General features: G+C 67.2%; 17 protein-coding genes. 11 read left to right on the forward strand and 6 right to left on the reverse strand.

The features are described from left to right. The 3 genes from G6N66_RS27250 to G6N66_RS27260 are packed head-to-tail and all read left to right on the forward strand — an operon-like array spanning window position 1 to window position 2616. Window positions 1–504 carry an SRPBCC family protein gene (locus G6N66_RS27250; protein WP_197747054.1) on the forward strand — a complete coding sequence of 168 codons (504 nt, stop codon included), beginning with the start codon at window positions 1–3 and terminating at the stop codon, window positions 502–504. Window positions 505–545: 41 nt separating this feature from the next. Continuing rightward, the gene (locus G6N66_RS27255; RefSeq protein WP_085233956.1) at window positions 546–1553 is read left to right on the forward strand and encodes an alpha/beta hydrolase; all 1008 of its coding nucleotides are present in this window, start codon (window positions 546–548) and stop codon (window positions 1551–1553) included. A gap of 43 nt (window positions 1554–1596) precedes the next feature. Next, the gene (locus tag G6N66_RS27260) at window positions 1597–2616 is read left to right on the forward strand and encodes an aldo/keto reductase (RefSeq protein WP_085233957.1); all 1020 of its coding nucleotides are present in this window, start codon (window positions 1597–1599) and stop codon (window positions 2614–2616) included. Between the two features lie 13 nt (window positions 2617–2629). Here the strand turns inward: G6N66_RS27260 and G6N66_RS27265 are convergent, their stop codons facing one another. Next, a complete protein-coding gene (locus G6N66_RS27265) occupies window positions 2630–3004 on the reverse strand; it encodes a limonene-1,2-epoxide hydrolase family protein (RefSeq protein WP_085233958.1) in 375 nt (124 codons plus the stop codon). A gap of 392 nt (window positions 3005–3396) precedes the next feature. Between G6N66_RS27265 and G6N66_RS27270 the strand changes: the two genes are divergently transcribed. After that, window positions 3397–4086, forward strand: coding sequence for a cutinase family protein (locus G6N66_RS27270; RefSeq protein WP_085233960.1), 690 nt, complete (start codon window positions 3397–3399; stop codon window positions 4084–4086). On the opposite strand, the gene G6N66_RS27275 is transcribed toward G6N66_RS27270, so the two are convergent. The 4 genes from G6N66_RS27275 to G6N66_RS27290 form a co-directional block, all read right to left on the reverse strand. Then, on the reverse strand, window positions 4083–5417 hold the full coding sequence (locus tag G6N66_RS27275) for an aromatic ring-hydroxylating oxygenase subunit alpha (protein WP_085233961.1): 1335 nt from the start codon (window positions 5415–5417) through the stop codon (window positions 4083–4085). The genes G6N66_RS27270 and G6N66_RS27275 overlap by 4 nt on opposite strands. Window positions 5418–5421: 4 nt before the next feature. Further along, on the reverse strand, window positions 5422–7182 hold the full coding sequence (locus G6N66_RS27280; RefSeq protein ID WP_085233962.1) for an N-acyl-D-amino-acid deacylase family protein: 1761 nt from the start codon (window positions 7180–7182) through the stop codon (window positions 5422–5424). A 133-nt stretch (window positions 7183–7315) separates the two neighbouring features. Continuing rightward, window positions 7316–8452, reverse strand: coding sequence for a phosphotransferase (locus G6N66_RS27285; RefSeq protein ID WP_085233963.1), 1137 nt, complete (start codon window positions 8450–8452; stop codon window positions 7316–7318). 73 nt (window positions 8453–8525) lie between these two features. Beyond that, window positions 8526–9146, reverse strand: coding sequence for a TetR/AcrR family transcriptional regulator (locus tag G6N66_RS27290; protein ID WP_085233964.1), 621 nt, complete (start codon window positions 9144–9146; stop codon window positions 8526–8528). A gap of 65 nt (window positions 9147–9211) precedes the next feature. Between G6N66_RS27290 and G6N66_RS27295 the strand changes: the two genes are divergently transcribed. The 7 genes from G6N66_RS27295 to G6N66_RS27325 all read left to right on the forward strand — a co-directional run bounded on the left by G6N66_RS27295 (window position 9212) and on the right by G6N66_RS27325 (window position 15556). Further along, window positions 9212–10318 (forward strand): DUF7064 domain-containing protein, encoded by a 1107-nt coding sequence (locus G6N66_RS27295; RefSeq protein WP_085233965.1) that lies wholly within the window; start codon window positions 9212–9214, stop codon window positions 10316–10318. After that, window positions 10315–11400, forward strand: coding sequence for a phosphotransferase family protein (locus G6N66_RS27300; RefSeq protein ID WP_085233966.1), 1086 nt, complete (start codon window positions 10315–10317; stop codon window positions 11398–11400). The genes G6N66_RS27295 and G6N66_RS27300 overlap by 4 nt, the downstream gene beginning before the upstream one ends. Before the next feature lie 46 nt (window positions 11401–11446). Beyond that, window positions 11447–12496 carry an ABC transporter permease gene (locus tag G6N66_RS27305; RefSeq protein WP_085233967.1) on the forward strand — a complete coding sequence of 350 codons (1050 nt, stop codon included), beginning with the start codon at window positions 11447–11449 and terminating at the stop codon, window positions 12494–12496. A 3-nt stretch (window positions 12497–12499) separates the two neighbouring features. Then, a complete protein-coding gene (locus G6N66_RS27310) occupies window positions 12500–13492 on the forward strand; it encodes an ATP-binding cassette domain-containing protein (protein WP_085233968.1) in 993 nt (330 codons plus the stop codon). Window positions 13493–13561: 69 nt separating this feature from the next. Then, a complete protein-coding gene (locus G6N66_RS27315; RefSeq protein ID WP_179968325.1) occupies window positions 13562–14701 on the forward strand; it encodes a catalase family peroxidase in 1140 nt (379 codons plus the stop codon). Beyond that, window positions 14698–15261: a cytochrome b gene (locus G6N66_RS27320; protein ID WP_085233969.1), complete on the forward strand. Its 564-nt coding sequence runs from the start codon at window positions 14698–14700 to the stop codon at window positions 15259–15261. The genes G6N66_RS27315 and G6N66_RS27320 overlap by 4 nt, the downstream gene beginning before the upstream one ends. Before the next feature lie 25 nt (window positions 15262–15286). Then, entirely contained in the window at window positions 15287–15556 is a 270-nt protein-coding gene (locus G6N66_RS27325; protein WP_085233970.1) for a DUF4242 domain-containing protein, read from the forward strand. A gap of 3 nt (window positions 15557–15559) precedes the next feature. Here the strand turns inward: G6N66_RS27325 and G6N66_RS30190 are convergent, their stop codons facing one another. Beyond that, window positions 15560–18490 (reverse strand): helix-turn-helix transcriptional regulator, encoded by a 2931-nt coding sequence (locus tag G6N66_RS30190; protein ID WP_163645930.1) that lies wholly within the window; start codon window positions 18488–18490, stop codon window positions 15560–15562. Between the last annotated feature and the right edge of the window lie 52 nt (window positions 18491–18542).

The following is an 18542-nucleotide window of genomic DNA, read 5'->3' on the forward strand; positions in this document are numbered from 1 at the left end:
ATGACCACCAATGACAAGGCACTCGCGGTGCGCTGGCCGATGGCCCATGCTCCCGACCTGGCGTCGATCCACGTCGCCAACCGAACCTTGACCACCGCGGATCCCGAGCTCGTCTGGGCCTGGCTGACCCGCCCCGATCAGTGGCATCGCTACTACGCCAACGCCAAGCGCATCCGCCACCGCTCCGGCCCGTGGCCGCGCCTTGGGCTCGGCAGCCGATTCTCGTGGATCACCTTCGGGGCGCTGGTGACAACCGAGATCACCGAGTTCGAGCCGTATCAGCGCCTTGCCTGGACTGGTGCCGGCCTCGGCGCGACCGCGCATCACGCGTGGCTGCTCGAGGCCGGCGCACCTGAGTGGCAGCTGGTGACCGAGGAGACCCAGAGCGGCTTCCTTCCGGCCCTGCTCCGGCCCGTCATGCGGCCGGCGATGCTGCGTCAGCACCAGCGCTGGATCGAGCAGCTCGCCCGGCTCGCCGAAAGCGGTGAGAGGCCACCCAATTGACCACATTTGACGCGTCGACGATTATCGGCGACGTTCTAGCCATGACGCTCACAACCGGTGCTGCGCGGGCATCGCTGCTGGGTACCCTGGCGGCGATCGCCGTCGTCGGCGGGGGACTTGCCAGGCGACGCAGGCTGCTCGCGCCGATACCTCGTGAGTTGCGGATCCCGCTGCTGTATCTGCAAATGAGCGTCAACAGCTCGGCGGCGCTGGCCGTCATGCGCCGCGTGTGGTCGCGGCCGCGCGGCGCCGTCAGACCCGGCATCCGGATGGAGCAGCGCACCCTCGGCGCGGGATCGGACGTGTTCAGCTACGAGTCGCCCTCGCGAACCCGGCCCAGCGGCGCGGTGCTGTGGATACACGATGGCGGCACGGTGATGGGCGCCGCGCGTCAGGATCACGCGTGGTGCGCTCGGCTGGCCGACGAGCTCGGGGCACTGGTAGTCAGCGTCGATTATCGGCTGGCACCTGAGCATCCGTTTCCGGCCGCGCTCGACGACTGCCACGCCGCGCTGCGTTGGCTGTGCGACAACGCCGGCGAGCTCGGGGTTGATCCGGGTCGGATCGCGGTCGCGGGGGCGAGCGCCGGCGGCGGGCTTGCTGCGGTGCTTGCGCAGCGCGCCCACGACACCGGGAACCCGGTCTGCTTTCAGCTGTTGGTCTACCCGATGCTCGACGACCGCACCGCCCTGCGGGCCGCGCCGCGGGACCGCGCATACACCTGGACGCCGGGATCCAACACCTACGCCTGGACGGCCTATCTCGGGCATTCGCCCCGCCTGGACGACGACCGTGCGTACATCGCCGCGTCACGACGTGCGGACCTGGCGGGTCTGCCGCCCGCGTGGATCGGCGTCGGCGACCTGGACCTCTTTTATCCCGAGGATGTTGCCTACGCCCGGCGGCTCGACGCGGCAGGGGTGGACTGCCAACTGCACGTCGAACCCGGGATGTATCACGCCGCCGACGTGTTCCTCGACGGCAAGGCACCCTCGATGAAGCGGTTTCGCGAGGAGATGGTGCGCGTCCTGGATTCGGCACTGCGATGATGAGGCCCGGGGATCGGGTTCAACGGCGAACAGGAGCAGACAGATGGTGGCGGCAGTAACTCTCGGCGACGGATTGACCGTCAGCGCAATGGGATTCGGCGCGATGGTGCTGAGCAAGTCATACGGCGAATCCGACGACGCCGCGGGGCTGGCCACGCTGAACCATTGCCTGGATCTCGGTGTGACGTTCATCGATACCGCCAACGTCTACGGTGCCGGCGACAACGAGCGGCTGATCGCCAACGTGCTGGCCGACCGTCGCGACGAGGTGACCCTCGCGACGAAGTTCGGCATCGTCGGCAACCCCGCCAGTCGCGCCGCCAGCGGGGCCGCCGGCGGCCCGCAAGCCCGCGGGGATGCCGACTACGTCCGGCAGTGCATCGACGAAAGCCTGCAGCGGCTGAACACCGACGTCGTTGATTTGTACTACATGCACCGCCGCGACCTGAGCCTGCCGATCGAGGAGACGGTCGGCGCGATGGCGGAATTGGTGCGCGCCGGCAAGGTGCGCCATCTGGGATTGTCGGAGGTCACCGCCGACGAGCTGCGCGCGGCGGTCGCGGTGCACCCGATTGCCGCAGTGCAAAGCGAATGGTCGGTGTGGAGCCGCGACGTCGAGCGCAACGTGGTGCCGGCCGCCGCGGAGCTCGGTGTCGGGTTCGTCCCGTATTCGCCCTTGGGACGAGGGTTTTTAACCGGAACCATTCGCTCGGCGACGGACCTGGCCTCCGAGGTTGACTTCCGCCGCCGAATGCCGCGATTCGCCGAGGGCGCGCTGGACGCCAACCTTTCGGTCGTCGAGGTCATCGAATCCATCGCTGCCGAGCAGGGTGCGACCGCCGCACAGGTGGCGTTGGCGTGGCTGCGCTACCGCGCTGACGAGCTTGGCGTGGCCTCGGTGCCTATCCCGGGCACCCGGCGGCCGGAGCGGGTCGAGGAGAATCTCGGTTCGTTGTCGGTGACGCTGACGCCCGAGCAGCTCGTCGCGCTCGACGCGACGAACGAGCTGGTATCCGGCGGACGATCCGTGTTTCCCGAGTGGGTGTCGTCGGCTCGCGAATAGGCGGTGGGTGCGCTTAGCCGAACGCGCTGGTGATGGCCGCCATGTCGAAATAGTCGCGCCATGCCGCGATCTGCCCGTCAACGACTTCGAATACACCCATCACCGGCAGCGGAATATCCTCGCCGCCCTGGCGGCGCATCACATCGGTGCGCTCGTTCATCACGATTCCGTCGCTGCTGACCTGCCGATGGATTTGGAAATCGATGCCGTCGAATGCCGCCAGGAACCCGGCGATGAACTCCTTAATCGCCGCACGGCCATGCACCGCCGCCATTGGAATATTGTGGTACACAGCATCTTCGGTGAAGTAACTGGCCAGCTTTTCCGGATCGGGTGACGCCCACAGCTTGCAGAATTCCGTAACTAGGTCACCCGGCGTGCGCGTCATGCGTCGATAAAACGGTAAACACCAACAGATGTCAACACCCATCCGCGCAGGTAATCGAACCGTTAGGCTGCCGGGTTATGAATACGAGGTGGGAGTACAGCTGGTTCACGACCGGTACGCATCACGATGAGAACACCGTCCTGGGATGGGCGATGGAAAGAGCGAATCACTTTGGTGCGGACAGGTGGGAGTTGGTCAACTTCCAGCTCCGAGAGAATGGCGACCAGGTGTTCATTATGGCGATGATGAAGCGGCCCTATCCCTAGCTCGGGCTGCCTGAGGTACCAATGTAAACCGCTGGTGGACACTGTCTTTCCCACCACGTCTCGCCGAAATTGTCGTCACCTGACGGGGGGCTGCCCGATTCGGCCGCGATATGTCAGCATTAGGACGTGAACGCACGCTATTTCCCTCGTTTGGCGGCCGCCGCAGTGGCCCTCGCGGCGCTACCGATAAACCCGCTTTTCACTACCTCCGCTTTCGCTGCTCCCTGTCCCGACGTTGAGGTGACGTTCGCCCGCGGCACCGACGAGCCACCCGGCGTCGGCGGGGTCGGGCAGGCGTTCATCGGTTCGCTGCGCTCGCAGGTCGGGGGCCGGACCCTCGGCGTGTATGCCGTCAACTACCCCGCCAGCGACGATCTCGCGCCATCCGCATCCGCCGGTGCCGTCGATGCGCACGCCCACGTGCGGGACATGGTTGCGACCTGTCCCAACACCAAGCTGGTGCTCGGCGGATACTCCCAGGGCGCGGGCGTGATCGACCTGACCACCATCAGCCGAGCACCGATTCTGGGCCTGAACCCCGACATACTCACCGCGGACGAGGCGGCTCACGTCGCCGCGGTCGCCACCTTCGGCAACCCGTCGGACAGAATCCTGGGGGCGCCGGTCAACGTGGTCAGCGACTGGTACGGGGCGAAGGCCATCGACTTGTGCGCTCCCGGCGATCCGGTGTGCACCCCGGGCGGGCCGGCCCTGACGCTGCCGTCACACGACGAGCTGTTCTCCCCGGTCCACCTTTCCTATCAGCAGTCCGGGATGCCCGCGCAGGCCGCGACTTTCGTGGTCGGCCATCTCTAGCCTCCCGTCATCCGTCCGGATTCGGGCAGATCGAGGTAACGCTCGAGATTGCGGTGCATGTTGATCACGCGCCGCTCCTCGTTGGACAGCACCAGATGGGTGAAACCGGGCTGGTGCACGCCGCGCTGTAGTCCCGCGAGCACCCGGATGTCCTGAGTGATCACCAGGCCGGGTTCGGCTTCCCCGGCGGTGGTGCGAATATCCGTCGGCTTGTTGTACGGTGCGCCCGGCGGCATGTGCGTCATCAAGAACATCACCAGCTCGCCCTGGTCGGGGGTCGCGTCGGGGTGCGGGCGGGGATGCGAGCACATGACGGTCAGGTGGTCGGCGTTCACCAGCAGCGTCATGTTCGGGAACACGTTGTACTGGTGCAGCCGGGTGATCCGGTCGGTGTCGGCCCAGTCCAGATCGACCCCGCGCTCGGCGGCAAAAGCCTTGGTGCGTGCGGCGATCAGATCCTGTACCGTCTGACCGGGCTGGCGCTCGTCGGCGGGGAACGGCGTGCCTTCGGCCGCTCCCATCAGCGCGCCCTGCGTGTAAACGTAAGCGTCCCAAACCTCTTCGTCGCTCAACGCACCGTCAAACCGCGGGCTTTGCACCCCGTAGGGCTGGTCGGACTTGCCGGTGTGGCCCCAAATCTGTTGCGGTGCATGAATGTCGTCGACGCAGCGCAGCAACTCCGGATGCAGCGTCTGAATGTGGTAGGTCTCGCTGTAGCCGTCGGCGATGGTCTTCCAGTTCGCGTCCACCTCGACGGTCAGCGTGGCGTAGCAGCGGAAGTCGCCGAGATTGCACCAGGCCAGATCGTCGGGCACCGCCTCCAGGTAGTCGAGCAGCGGCATCGCGTCCATGTCGAGGTTGACGAAGACCAGTCCCTGCCAAACGTCCACGCGCGCCGGCAGCAGCGGGAAGTCGGACATCCGCAGCGCACCGAAGCCCTTGCGGTTGGGCACCCGCCTGAGCGCGCCGGCCAGGTCCCAGGTCCAGCCGTGATAGCCGCATTTGAGTTCGCGCAGCCCCGATCCCGAGCCGGCGCACAGGGAGTTGCCGCGGTGGCGACAGACGTTCTGGAAGGCGCGCAGCACCCCGTCGTCGCCGCGGACGATCAGCACCGCGTATGGGCCGCAACGGTATTCGAAATAGTCGCCCGCTTCGGCCACATGGTCCACCATGCACGCGAGCTGCCACACCTTCGGCCACATCCGCTCGATCTCCAGCGCCGCGAATGCCGGCGCGTAGTACCGTTCGGCGGGCACCAGGGTCGGTGACGCGGGCGGGGTGCCGATCGCGTCCTCGTCGCGGGCGCGGGTCGGGTTCCCGGCGACCGTCATGGCTCTAACGCGCCCCGCGCACCAACCGGCCGGGACGGGCCCCGGTGTCGACGTCCTTGCGGCGGGTCACCGTCCCGCTCACGATGGTCGCGTCATATCCGCTGGCGCTCTGCAGGATTCGGTTTCCGCCCGCCGGCAGATCCCAGGCCATCGCCGCCGGGTGCAACGTCAGCGCGTTCATGTCAATGACGTTGATGTCGGCCTTCTTGCCGCGCTCGATGGTGCCGCGGTCGGTGAGCCCGAACAACTCGGCGGTGTCTTTGGACTGCTTGCGGATCACGTACTCCAGCGGCAGCTTCTCGCCGCGCTGCCGGTCGCGCGCCCAGTGCGTCAGCAAAAACGTGGGATACGAAGCGTCGCAGATCATCCCGCAGTGTGCACCGCCGTCGGACAATCCGAGCACGCCGGCCGGATGCAGCATCATCTCGCGGATGGCGTCGTGGTTGCCGTCGGCGTAGTTGAACAGCGGCAGCATCAGCATCGCCGTCGCGTCGCGCTCGAGCATCAGGTCGTACAGCGTCGACAGCGGGTCCTCGCCGCGCGCCTCGGCGATGGCCAGCACGGTCCGGTCGGCGGTGGGTTCATAGTCGGGCGGATTGCCCAGCGCGTACAGCCGTTGCAGCGAATGCTGCACCAGGGCGAACATGCCGTCGAACAACAGCGTCGGGTCCGGGGGCAGGTCGTCCTCGGACAGGATCGCGGCCTTCACGGCGGGATCCGCCAGGCGCTGGGTGAGCTCCTCGCGGCTGCACTCGGCCTTCAGCCGGCGATAGGTGGGCCGATGAGTGAAGCCGTGGTGGCCCTGGAACCCGATCATCATGCCGAACGGGCGCGCCGCGATCTGCGGGTACAACCGGCTGCCGGCGGCGTGTGCGGCGGCGGACAGGTCCAGCTGCTCGCGCCACAGTTTGGGGTCGGCGTCCACCTGGATCATCGCGAACGAGACCGGTCGGTCGATTTCCCCGCTCAACCGCCGCATCCAGTCGAGTTCTTTCTTCGGGCCGATGATGTCCTCACCCGCGGCGCCCTGGGGCGCCAGCTCGAACACGGCCTGGCCGCCGGCCGCCATGGCGCGGCCCAGGCCGAAGAGCTCGTCCTCGGCGGCGAAGGTGCCGGGCACGGGTTCGCCGTCCATCGCCCGGTGGCCCATGGTGCGGGAGGTGGAAAACCCGAGCGCCCCGGCCTCGATCGCCTCGGTGACCAGTCGGCCCATCGCCGCGATGTCGTCGGGCGTCGCCGGTTCGTTGCGGGCGCCGCGTTCCCCCATCGCGTAGGCGCGGATGGCGCCGTGGGCGACCTGGCTGCCGACGTCGATGGCGAACTTCTGCTTGCCGATCGCGTCGAGGTACTCGGGATAGGTCTCCCAACCCCAGGTCATGCCCTCGGTGAGCGCGGTGCCGGGGATGTCCTCGACACCCTCCATCAACTCGATCAACCACTCCTCGGTGCCGGGTCGCACGGGGGCAAAGCCGACGCCGCAGTTGCCGGTGACCACGGTGGTCACCCCGTGGCCGCTGGACGGTTCGAGCAAGCTGTCCCAGCTCACCTGCCCGTCGTAGTGCGTGTGGATGTCGACGAAGCCGGGGGCCACCACTTTGCCTGTGGCGTCGATGGTTTCGGCCGTCTCGCCCGCCATCACCGGGTCGTTGGCTTCGCGCCGGACCACGTCGACGATCACGCCGTCTTTGATGGCGACGTCGGCGTGATAGCGCTCCGCGCCCGTGCCGTCGACGACCGTGCCCCCGATGATCTTCAGGTCGAACATGAAAACTCTCCTCGTCGCCATGGGCTGAAGACGCGCAAGACCCGCAGCATTACGCTACGGTTAGTAGCGTAACTCGTGGCGCGGGTATGGCAAGGGAATCCGGCGAGAATTTCCGACCAGGATTGACCGGCGGTTACAGCGAAATTCTCAATGCTGGGATGGTTCCCAGGTCGTCGAGTGCCGCGACGCCGCGCCGCAGGCCTTCCAGCGCGATGTCTTCGACCTGCATGCCGCCCATTCCGGCGGTGATCAGGGGCGCGGTGTAGGCGTACAGCGCGGCCTGCCGGTAGCGCAGCCACAGCTCCTCGCGATCCAGCTCGGGTCCGCCGGCCGCCGCGAGCGCGCGCCGGTAGTCGTCGAGCAGCTCGCGTTGGGCCGATTGGCGGTCTTCCGGCGTCAGGCTGGTGATCAGGGTGTACGCCAGTTCGCGCGAGGGGTGCCCGCGCCGGACCGCCTGCCAGTCCAGCAGCCCCGCCTTGCCGCCGTGGAAGTACATGTTGCCGGGGTGCGCGTCGCCGTGCATGACCGTGTGTGGAGGTTTGTCGATGAGTGCGGCGACGGCCCGGTAGTTGTCGGCGATGAACGCGCCTTTATCAACAGGGATGGTGGTGCGCTCGGCGAGGCGCTTGATCGACGTGTGCATCAGGGAGCCGGTCAACAGCGAGGTGACGTCACCCGATGGCGTGTAGAGCCAGCCCAGGGGACCGCGCCCATCGCGTGGCAGCCGGTCCCAGAAGGTGGCGTGCAGGTTGGCCAGCAGCTCGACGACGAGGCTGGCCTGGTCGACGGACAGCGGGTGCAAGGTGTCGGGGAATTCGCACGACGCGGCCGGCAGCTCCTCGAGCACCAGCAGATACCGGCCGGTCCACGGGTCGAAGGCCGCACCATAGGCCTGCGGCACGCCGCTGATCTGCGGGGCGAGCTGGGTGTAGAAGCGCACCTCGGTGTGGCCCAGCCGGCCGAGTTCGCCGATCAGCCGGGTGGCGGCGGTCTTTGCCGACAGCTTGACGAACACCGATTCGGGCACGCCGCTTCCGGTCAGTACCAGCCGGGCCCGCGACGACGTGCCCGCGTCGCTGCTTAGGACACGGACCGATCGGACGGTGCTGCCCATGACCTTGGAGAGCACTCCCGGATCGATTCCTTCGACCGTTCGCGGCAGCCCCAGCCGGTCACCCACCACGGCGTCGGTGACGACCCGGCCGGCTCCACGGCCCAGATGAGCGGCCAGGCCGACGACAGAAAAGGCCTCTTTAACAGGGTTTTGCATGGTGATCCGCTCTCGTTCGCGACCCTCCGTCAGACAAAAAGACACAAATGTCTGGACATCAGACAGTATCAGATTATTGTCTGATCTGTGGCACCAGGGCGCGCACCACGAATTGCTCGACGAATTCGCGTTTGTCGGCGGCCGTGCGGTGCCGCCACGACGGCGCCAGCAAGAACAAGGTGGTCGTGTGCAGCCACTGCACGACCGAGGCGGGATCGAGATCGTCGTAGAGGCGGCCGGTCAGCTTCCACCGATCCAGCAGCGGTCCGTAGTGGCGCAGCAGCAACTCCACAATGGGAGCCGAACCCTTCTCCAGGGCCGCGGCCACGGCCGTGCTCTCGGCGGCGAACAGCGCCTCGTTCAGCGGATTGCCGTTCACCGACTCGACGCGGGCCAGGACCATCTCGGGCACCGAGCGAACCGGGTCGTCGGGCGCGGGCAGCGAGCGCACCAGCTCACCGAGGGCGTGGTCGATGCGCGTCAACATCAGGCCCAGTAGGACATCGTCGCGGCCGGGGAAGTACCGGTACACCGTCGACCGCGACACCCCGGCCTCGTCGGACACTTCGCCCATCCGGAACTGGGTGTTGCCGCGACGCACGATGCAGCGGCCCGCGGCGTCCAGGATGCGGCGGCGGGCCTCCTCGTCGTCGAGGATCGCGCGGTCGTCGCCCCACCGCCGGCTCGGTTCCATGGCGTCGATGTTACGGCATGAATTGCTATTTCAACACGAATTCCTTTGCAGGACAGGTGAATTAGATGGGCTATTCCGCCGCCGATGAGTCGTTCACCCACCAGCTCCCGACGACTTTCGACCGGGTGCACAATCCCGATCCGACGTGGTCGGATCGCTGCTACTTCTTCGCTGCGTCGCCGGACGGCACGATGCTGCTGGCCGCCGGCTACGGCAACAACCCGAACACGGCAAGCGGCCTGGGCTATGTCAAGGTCAGCCTCGCCGACGGCCGACATTGGGATCTGTTGGCGGGCCGGCCGGTGACCGGTGATGACCGCGGTGATCTGCGTGCCGGACCGATGCGCTGGACCTGCGTCGAGCCGCTGAAGAAGTGGCGACTTGACGTCGAGCCCAATGGGTCCGGAATCGAATGGGAGCTGCACTACGAACCCACCGCGCCGATGTGGGAGCTGCTGCCGATGCAGGTGCGCGACAAGGACGGCCAGGAACTGGCCGATATGTATCACATGAAGGAGCCCGGCCGGTGGAGCGGTTGGGTGCAGATCGACGGTGAGCGCATCAGCGTCGACGGATTCCACGGCGGCCGGGACCGCACCGTCGGGGTGCGCGTTGCCGACAAGATCGACTTCTGGCTGTGGCTGGACGCGGGCTTCGAAGACCGCGCCATCGAGGCGTGGATCATCGAATCACACGACGGCACAGTTCATTACGTCGACGGCGGGATCACGCACCAAGACGGCACCCTGTCGAAGCGCTTCGTCAAGATCGAGCACGACGTCGAATTCGACGGCGACACCAAGCGGCCGGCCCGCGCGAGGTTGGTCTTCACCGACGAAGACGGCGAGAGCTACCGCGTCACCGCCGACGCGCCGCACCAGGACGTCAATGCCTACTACGGGCTGCCGATGGCGCACTGCTCCTACGAGGACCTGGGCGGCGGGGAATACTTCCTCCACTTCCTTTGGGACAGCACTAATCCCGGGCAACTCAGCGAGACCGAAGGCAAATCGATGGCGCTCGATCAGCTGATGCGCTTCCAGCTCGACGGCCAAACCGGTTGGGGCATCTTCGAGTTTTTGATGGGCGGGCAGGGTTACCGTCGATACCCGAATTGGGCGGCGATGGACATGTCGGCGTTCAAACAGGACAAGCCGAAAGCCCGGCAATGACGCTGCACGGCAACGCCCTCGAGCGCCTGACCGTTTGGCTGCGCTCCCAATTGGGCGACGCCGACGATGTCCGGGTCGAGGGCCTGGACCGGGTGAACTTCGGGCATTCGGCCGAGATGATGATGTTCAGCATCGTGAGAACCGCGACCGGCGCGGACACCCGCCGGGAGGTGGTTTTGCGGCTGCGGCCCAAACCGCCTGCGCTGCTTGAACCCTACGACCTCGCCCGGCAATTCAAGATCCTGCGCGCGCTGGAAGGCACCGCCGTTCGGGTTCCGCGGGCGTTGTGGCTCGAGGACAGCGGCGACGTCCTCGGGCGGCCCTTCTTCGTCATGGAGCGCGCCGACGGCGACGTCTACGAAATGGAGCCGCCCGCCGGCTCCGGTGCCCAAGTCGACCAGACCGTGGCGCGGATGTGCCAAAGCCTGGCCGAACAAATCGCGGCGATCCACGCCGTCGACCTCAACCAGACCGGCCTCGACACACTCGACGACGGGCGCGACCACCTCGAGCGTGAACTCGGCCATTGGGCCGCGGAGATGAACCGCGTCAAGCGCGATTCGCTGCCCGCCCTCGAGCGCCTTCATCGGGTGCTGTGTGAAGCTCGGCCCGCGCCCTGCCCGACGGTGACCCTGGTGCACGGCGACGCCAAACCGGGCAATTTCGCCTTCGTCGATGGTGAGGTCAGCGCGGTATTCGATTGGGAGATGACCACCGTCGGCGATCCGTTGACCGACATCGGTTGGCTCGAAATCCTTTGGATGCAGCCCGTCGGCATCAACAGCCATCCCGCAGCGCTGGGCATCGACGCCCTGCTCGCGCACTACCAGGCCACCAGCGGGATCACCATCACACACCGGCCCTGGTACCGCGCGCTGGCCGCCTACAAGATGGCCGTCATCTGCCTGATCGGCGCGATGCTGGTCGACGACGGCCACAGCGACGACCAGAAACTCGTCCTCGCCGCCTACGGCACCTCCATGCTGACCAAGGTCGGGCTGACCGAGTTGCGCATCGACGAACCACTCGACGACGGCCCGGTGCTGCCTCGCGAAGAACGCATCCGGCAGGTTCTGGCCTAGCTGACAACCCCTGCCCTCGAACAAGGGCAGTTGGTACGTTCGGTGAATGCTCTTCGCGGCCCTGCGAGACATGCAATGGCGAAAGCGGCGGCTGGCCATCGCGATCGTCAGCACGGCGCTGATTTTCGGCATGACGCTCGTGATGACCGGGCTCGCGAACGGCTTTGGCGTGGAAGCCCGCAACACCGTCGATTCGATGGGCGTCGACACCTTCGTCGTCAAGGACGGCGCGGCCGGACCCTTTTTGGGGTCGACCCCATTTCCCGACGTCGACCTGGCGAGGATCGCCGGTTCGCCCGGCGTCGTGGCCGCCGCCCCGTTGGGCTGCGTCGGCACGATCATGCGGGAGGGCTCGTCGACGCGAAACGTCACGGCGTTCGGCGCGCCCGAGCGCGGACCGGGCATGCCGCGGGTCTCGGAGGGCAGGGCGCCGTCGAGGCCGGACGAGGTCGCGGCGTCGAGCACACTGGGCCGGCGCCTCGGTGACACCCTGCAGGTCGGCGTCCACGTGTTGCGCGTCGTCGGCATCGTGCCCAATTCGACTGCGCTGGCTAAGATTCCGAACATCTTCCTGACGACCCAGGGCCTGCAGCAGGTCGCCTACAACGGGCAGCCCTTGGTCACGTCGATCGGGGTGGTGGGCAAGCCGCGGCAGCTGCCGGGCGGCTACCAGGCCTACGACCGGGCGGGCGCCGTCCGGGATTTGGTGCGTCCGTTGAAGGTTGCGGTGACGTCGATCTCGATCGTGGCCATCCTGCTGTGGGTGGTGGCGGCGCTGATCGTCGGGTCGGTGGTCTATCTCTCCGCCCTCGAGCGGGTGCGCGACTTCGCGGTGTTCAAAGCCATTGGCACGCGGTCGCGCTCGATCATGGCGGGGCTGGCCCTGCAGGCGTTGATCGTCGCGTTGCTCGCGGCTCTGCTGGGCGTCATCCTTGCGCAGTTCCTGGCGCCGCTGTTTCCGATGATCGTCGCGATGCCCGGCAGTGCCTATGTACTCCTGCCGGCCGTAGCGGTCGCGATCGGTCTGCTGGCCAGCCTGGCCGGGCTGAGGCGGGTGGTCGCCGTGGATCCGGCGCTGGCCTTCGGAGGCCCTTGAGCGATGGGCGATCTGAGCATCCAGGACCTGGTGGTCGAGTACTCGAGCGGCGGCTACGCGCTGCGACCGATCAACGGGTTGAACCTGGATGTGACGGCGGGATCGCTGCTGATCCTGCTCGGGCCCAGCGGCTGCGGAAAGACCACGCTGCTGTCCTGCCTCGGCGGCATCCTGCGACCCACGTCCGGGACGATCAAGTACGACGACGTCGACGTCACCTCGCTCGACGGCGCCGCGCTGGCGAATTACCGACGCGACAAGGTGGGCATCGTCTTCCAGGCGTTCAACCTGGTGCCCAGCCTCACCGCGCTGGAGAACGTCATGGTTCCGATGCGCGAGGCCGGGATGTCGCGCCGCGCCGCGCGCCAGCGCGCCGAGGAATTGCTCACCCGGGTCAACCTGCAGGAGCGAATGAAACACCGCCCGGGCGACCTGAGCGGCGGGCAACAGCAACGCGTCGCGGTCGCGCGCGCGATCGCGCTGGACCCGCCGCTCATCCTCGCCGACGAGCCGACCGCGCACCTCGACTTCATCCAGGTCGAAGAGGTGTTGCGGCTGATCCGCGAACTCGCCGACGGCGATCGCATTGTGGTGGTCGCCACGCACGACGCCCGGATGTTGCCGATGGCCGACCGGGTCGTCGAACTCAGACCCGATTTCATCGAGACGACCAAGCCGCCGGAGACGCTGGAGGTGAAGGCCGGCGAGGTGCTGTTCGAACAGAGCACGATGGGCGAACTGATCTACGTCGTGTCCAAGGGCGAGTTCGAACTGGTGCATGAATTGGCCGACGGCGGTGAGGAATTGATCAAAGTCGCCGGGCCCGGGGACTACTTCGGCGAAATAGGCGTGCTGTTCCACATGCCGCGTTCGGCCACCGCGCGTGCCCGCACCGACTCGACCGTCGTCGGCTACACCGCGCCGGTCTTCCGCGAGCGCCTTGGCGCGGGTGGTGTGCGCGACCTGATCGAACATCGCAAGCTCGCCACCGAGTGAACGAATTCACGTCGTGCGTCGTGGTACGAGCGGCGTTCTGGCACTGCGTAGTCGGGAAGGATGGTCGGCATGGAGCCCGACGAGCAGCACGACGAGTCTGGTGAAGGCGAGCCCGGCGAGCCATCGGGGCGTTCCGCGCTGAGCCGCCGCGGTGCGTTGGCGGGAATGGGCGCCCTAGCCGGGATAGCCGGGATAGCCGCGGTGGACGTGGGCGGATTTGCCTATGCCAGGGGCTGGCTGCGGCCCGATGCGCTGACCCCGTCGCGGTTCGCCGATCGGTTCGAGAACGTCTATGGCCGCCACGACGGTTTCCGGCGCAACCATGCCAAAGGTTTGAGCGCCACCGGGACCTTCGCGAGTACCGGGGCGGCCGCGGCCATCTGCCGGGCAGCCGTCTTCCAACCCGGAAGCGTCGCGGTGGTCGGGCGGTTCTCGCTGGGCGGGGGGCTGCCGGATCAGGCCGACAAACCCGACACGGTCCGGGGATTGGGGCTGCTGCTCGAGGCGAACGGCCAGCAGTGGCGCACGGCAATGATCAACATTCCGGTTTTCACCGACGCCACCCCGCAGGGCTTCTACGAACGGCTGCTGGCGTCCAAGCCGCTACCCGGTACGGGCAAGCCCGACCCGGCGAAGATGGCGGCGTTCCTCGACCGGCACCCCGAGACCGCCGCGGCAATGAAAATCATCAAGCAATCACCGCCCAGCGCGGGCTTCGCGGACAGCACGTTTCACGGGCTGAATGCCTTCTACTTCACCAACAGCGCCGGCGCGACTGTTCCGGTGCGCTGGTCCGCGGTTCCGCACGAGGGTCCGCCGGCCCCGCCGGCCCCGCCGGGCGGCAAGGACTACCTGTTCGATGAGCTGATTCGCACCGTTGCGCAGCGACCGGTGAGTTGGCGGCTGGTCATCACCATCGGGGAGCCGGGCGATCCCACCCACGACGCCACCAAACCCTGGCCGACGTCGCGCCGCACCGTCGACGCCGGCACGATCACGATTTCCGCGGTGCAGACCGAGGGGCCCGGCAACGCGCGCGACATCAATTTCGACCCGCTGGTGTTGCCGGACGGCATCACCGCCTCCGATGATCCCCTTCCCGCGGCGAGATCCGCCGTGTATGCGCGTTCCTTCACCCGCCGCGCCACCGAATCCAAGTCACCCAGCGAGGTCAGTGTTGGCCGGGTGGTCGGTCAGGTGCGCTCATGACGGACGAAACCGGCACCGCACCAACGCGTTTCGCGCTGCCCTCGCGGATCTTGCACTGGTTGATGGCGCCCATGGTCATCGTGCAGTTGTTCATCGGCGCGACCATGATCGCCTCGCTGTCCTACTATCCGCTGCTGCTGGCGATCCACCGCCCGTTGGGGATTTTGATCCTGATTTTTGCCGTGATACGCCTGGGCAATCGGCTCACCCACAAGCTGCCGCCGTTCCTGGCGACGATGGGCCGCACCGAGCGCCGTATCGCCTCCTGGTCGGAATACCTGCTCTACGCCCTGCTGCTCGTGCAGCCCGTGGTGGGCTGGGCCATGCTGTCGGCCGCCAGATTCCCGATCGCCATGGTGGGTCCGTTTCGTCTGCCCGGGATCGCCCCGCACAATTTTGACGTTTACGGGATACTTCGGGAGTGCCACAGCGTTTTCGCATACATGCTTTTCCTGGCGTTCACCGCCCACGTGTGCGCGGTCCTTTTTCATACGCTCGTGCTGCGCGATCGGCTGATCGATCGAATGGCAGTGTGGCGTACGAAATCTAGCCGAAGCTGATACCCGAGCGAAACAGGAGTCCACGATGCCGATATTCATGGTGGAGCGCGCCTTCGCCGAGGAACTGGAACCCACCCTCGACAGCGCCGATGGCATCAACCGGATCAACGCCGAGGCGGGGGTTCGGTGGTTGTATTCGTTTTTGTCGGCGGACAAACGAAAGACGTACTGCCTCTACGAGGCACCCTCGCCCGAGGCGATCAGGACCGCGGCGGCACGCGCCGGGCTTCCGGCCGACGTCATCGTCGAGGTGAATCAGCGCGTCATGCCGGACGGCACCCTGTCCGAGATTTGAGCCCTATGTGAGTAGGTCGTGATCCGCGGCGTACATCGCCGCCTGGGTTCGGTTCGCGGCTCCGGTCTTGAGCAGAATGCTGCGCACATGGTTGGCCGCCGTGTTGGTGCTGATGAAGAGTCGTTCACCGATCGCGCGGTTGCTCAGCCCGGCGGCCAGCAGCCGCAGCACCTCGACTTCGCGGTCCGTCAGGCCGTCCGGGCCCTCCGATCCCGTGGTGAGCAAAGGATTCACCAGGTCGAGCACCCGGACCTGTCCGATCGAGGTGGCCATTGCGCTGGCCTCATCGGCCAGGCGACGCGCGTCGTCCGTGCGACCGCGGGACGCCGCGAACAACGCTTGGCGGGCCAGCGTCTCGGTGATATGCACCACCGAGCCCATCCGCCGGTCCATTTCCAACGCCGCGTCGAAATGCCGCTCAGCCGAACCGGTATCACCGCCGCACGCCGCGATCCGGGCGAGGTATCGATCACCGCTGCCGAACAGGGCGACGAACTGGCCGGCCACCAGGTTCTTGCCGGCGTACTGGGCAATGTAGGGCCGCAGCGCGTGCAGCGCTTCGCGGTTGCCGAGCGCCAACGCCGCCTCGACCATGAAAACCAGCTCCATCGGCCACTGCGCCTCGTTGGTCCGGTCGGAAAGGTTGCGGTTGAGCAACTGATTGAGCGCTCGGGTCATGCCGCGTTCGCAGTCGAGCTCGGTATACAGCGCGAGTAAGCCGGGCACCCAGCGGCCCGCGAATGTCTCGCTGCCGTCGACAAACCCGCCGTAGCTTTTCAAGCCGCCGGTTTCGCGGTTGATCATGAACATCTGGACCCCGTGCGAGCCCTCGGTGTCCTCGGCATCGAACAAATTGCCTGTGCGCAAAGCGATGTCGGCCCACCGTTCGGCCCCGGCGAAATCGCCGCGCAGATACGTCAGCGCCTGCTCCACGCATGCGCCGACGAACCCGAAGACGGGTTGACCGCAGGCTTGAGCGGCGCGCCGCATGTCGACGGTCGACGTGGCCAAGTCGTCCGGCCGGCCGGCCAGATAGCTTGCCATGGCACGGAAATGCGAAGATGCACCCAACGCCTCGTAGTTGCGGTTCGCCAGCGCCGTGCGCGAAACCTCGGCCGAACGCTCGAGTTGGATTTCGCACAATTCCGGGGTGAGGCCTTGCCACAAACTCGTTGTCAGGGTGTGCAGCAGGACCGCCGGGTCGCCCGCGATTCGCGCGCGCTCGATGGCGCGGTCGCTGATTTCACGGGCCCGCACGACCTCACCGCCGAACGCCAGCGCCCGCCCGAAGCTGCCGAGCGCCTGCAGGTAGCGAGGGTCGTCCGTCTGCAATCCGCACGATTCCAGCGCCGATGCCAGCAGATCGGCCGCCTTCGAATCGGCCCGCCGGTAGCGCCAGTTCGCGTCCTCATAGCCGACGGCGGCCTCCAATCGGACCAGCGGGTCGTCCATCGCGCTGACGCGCTCATAGATTGCCAGCGCGCGGGGAAAGTCACCGGCGCGCACATGGTTTGCCGCCGCACCAAGGTTCATTCGGGCCCGATCCTCCGGGCTCAGCTCGGGGAGCGACGCGGCCCGTTCGAACCATTTGGCCGCGTCTTCGTAGGCCACGCTCTGCTCGGCCATCCGGGCCGCCTCACGCGCGTACCGCAGTGCCTGCTCGTGGTAGCCGAGCACATGCGCCCGCAGGTAGTGGTTCGCCAGTCGGGGAACCAACGTCGGGTCCGCGCGTCCCTCGAGCGCCTCGGCCGCCCGGGCGTGCATGATCCGCTGCGCGGACGCCGCCATCCCGGCGACCACGGCCTCGCGGGTGAGTGCGTGCACGAACGAGAACTCGCCGTCGGAGTCGTCGACCGGCCGAATCAGCCCGAGCCCCTCGGCCGCATCGACGGCGGCCAGCGTCGAGGTGAGATCAGTCTCGCTGGATGCGATGAGCGCGGGCAGATCAAAGGTCTCGCCCAGCACCGCCGCCTGCTCGATAACCTTGCGGACGCTGAGGCCCAGTCCGCTGAGCCGTCGGGCAATCGCATCACCAATCGACGCCGGAACGGTCTGTTGCGAGCTCAATGCGGCCAATCCGGCTGGGCCGCCGCGGAGTTCGAGGTCGTTGCACAGTTCGGTGACGAAGAACGGATTGCCGCCGGTCCTGTCGCGCAGCAGGGCCGCCGCCGTACGTGCCGACGACGGCGCCAATTGTTGTGTTTGACTGACGAATTCGGCGATCGCCTCGGTGTCCAAGCCGCCGAGATCCAGCCGGCGTACGCCGTCGAACCGGTGCAGCTCGGCCAGCCGGGTGATGAGCTCGTCGGAGCGGTCGGGTTCGGTGGTGCGGAATGTCGCCACCAGCAGCAGTCGGACGTCGGCGCAGCCGATGAGCACCTGTTCGAGCATCGCGAGGGTGGGCAGCTGCGCCCAATGCAGGTCGTCGAGGATCAACGCGATGGGGCGGTCGGCGGCCAGGCGCCTCAGAAAGCCGGTGAGCGCGTCGAAAAGCGCGCGGCGGGCGGTGCCGCCGTCGTCCGCTACCGCGCCGGCGTCCGGCAGGTGCCGATCCACCTGGGTGGTGAGCCGGCGCAGCTGGGGACCCGCGTCCGCCAATAGGTCGGCCATCGAGCCCGCGGGGCTGGCCACCAGCAGCCGATCCAGCGCCTCGGCGAACGGTGCGTACGGGACGTCGGCGTCGGCCGTTGAGCTGCCCACCAGCACCGCGACATCGTGCTCGGCCAGCGTCGCGGCGACCTCGGCGGCCAGACGCGTCTTGCCGGCCCCGGGCTCACCGCCGATGAACACCGCCTGGCGGTTGCTGCTTTCGACCCGCTCCCACGCCCGCTCGAACGCCGCGAGCTCGGTGGCGCGGCCCACCAGCGGGCCGCGGCGACGCGCGATCAGTTCGGCCGGAAGCGGCGGTGGCACCCACTTGATGGCCTGAGCCATGCTCATAAGGTAGCCGCGCCGATGCCGGGTGGAGAATAGTCAGATCTGACTA

Origin of the sequence: Mycobacterium conspicuum (genome assembly GCF_010730195.1) — a bacterium.
GTDB lineage: Bacteria > Actinomycetota > Actinomycetes > Mycobacteriales > Mycobacteriaceae > Mycobacterium > Mycobacterium conspicuum.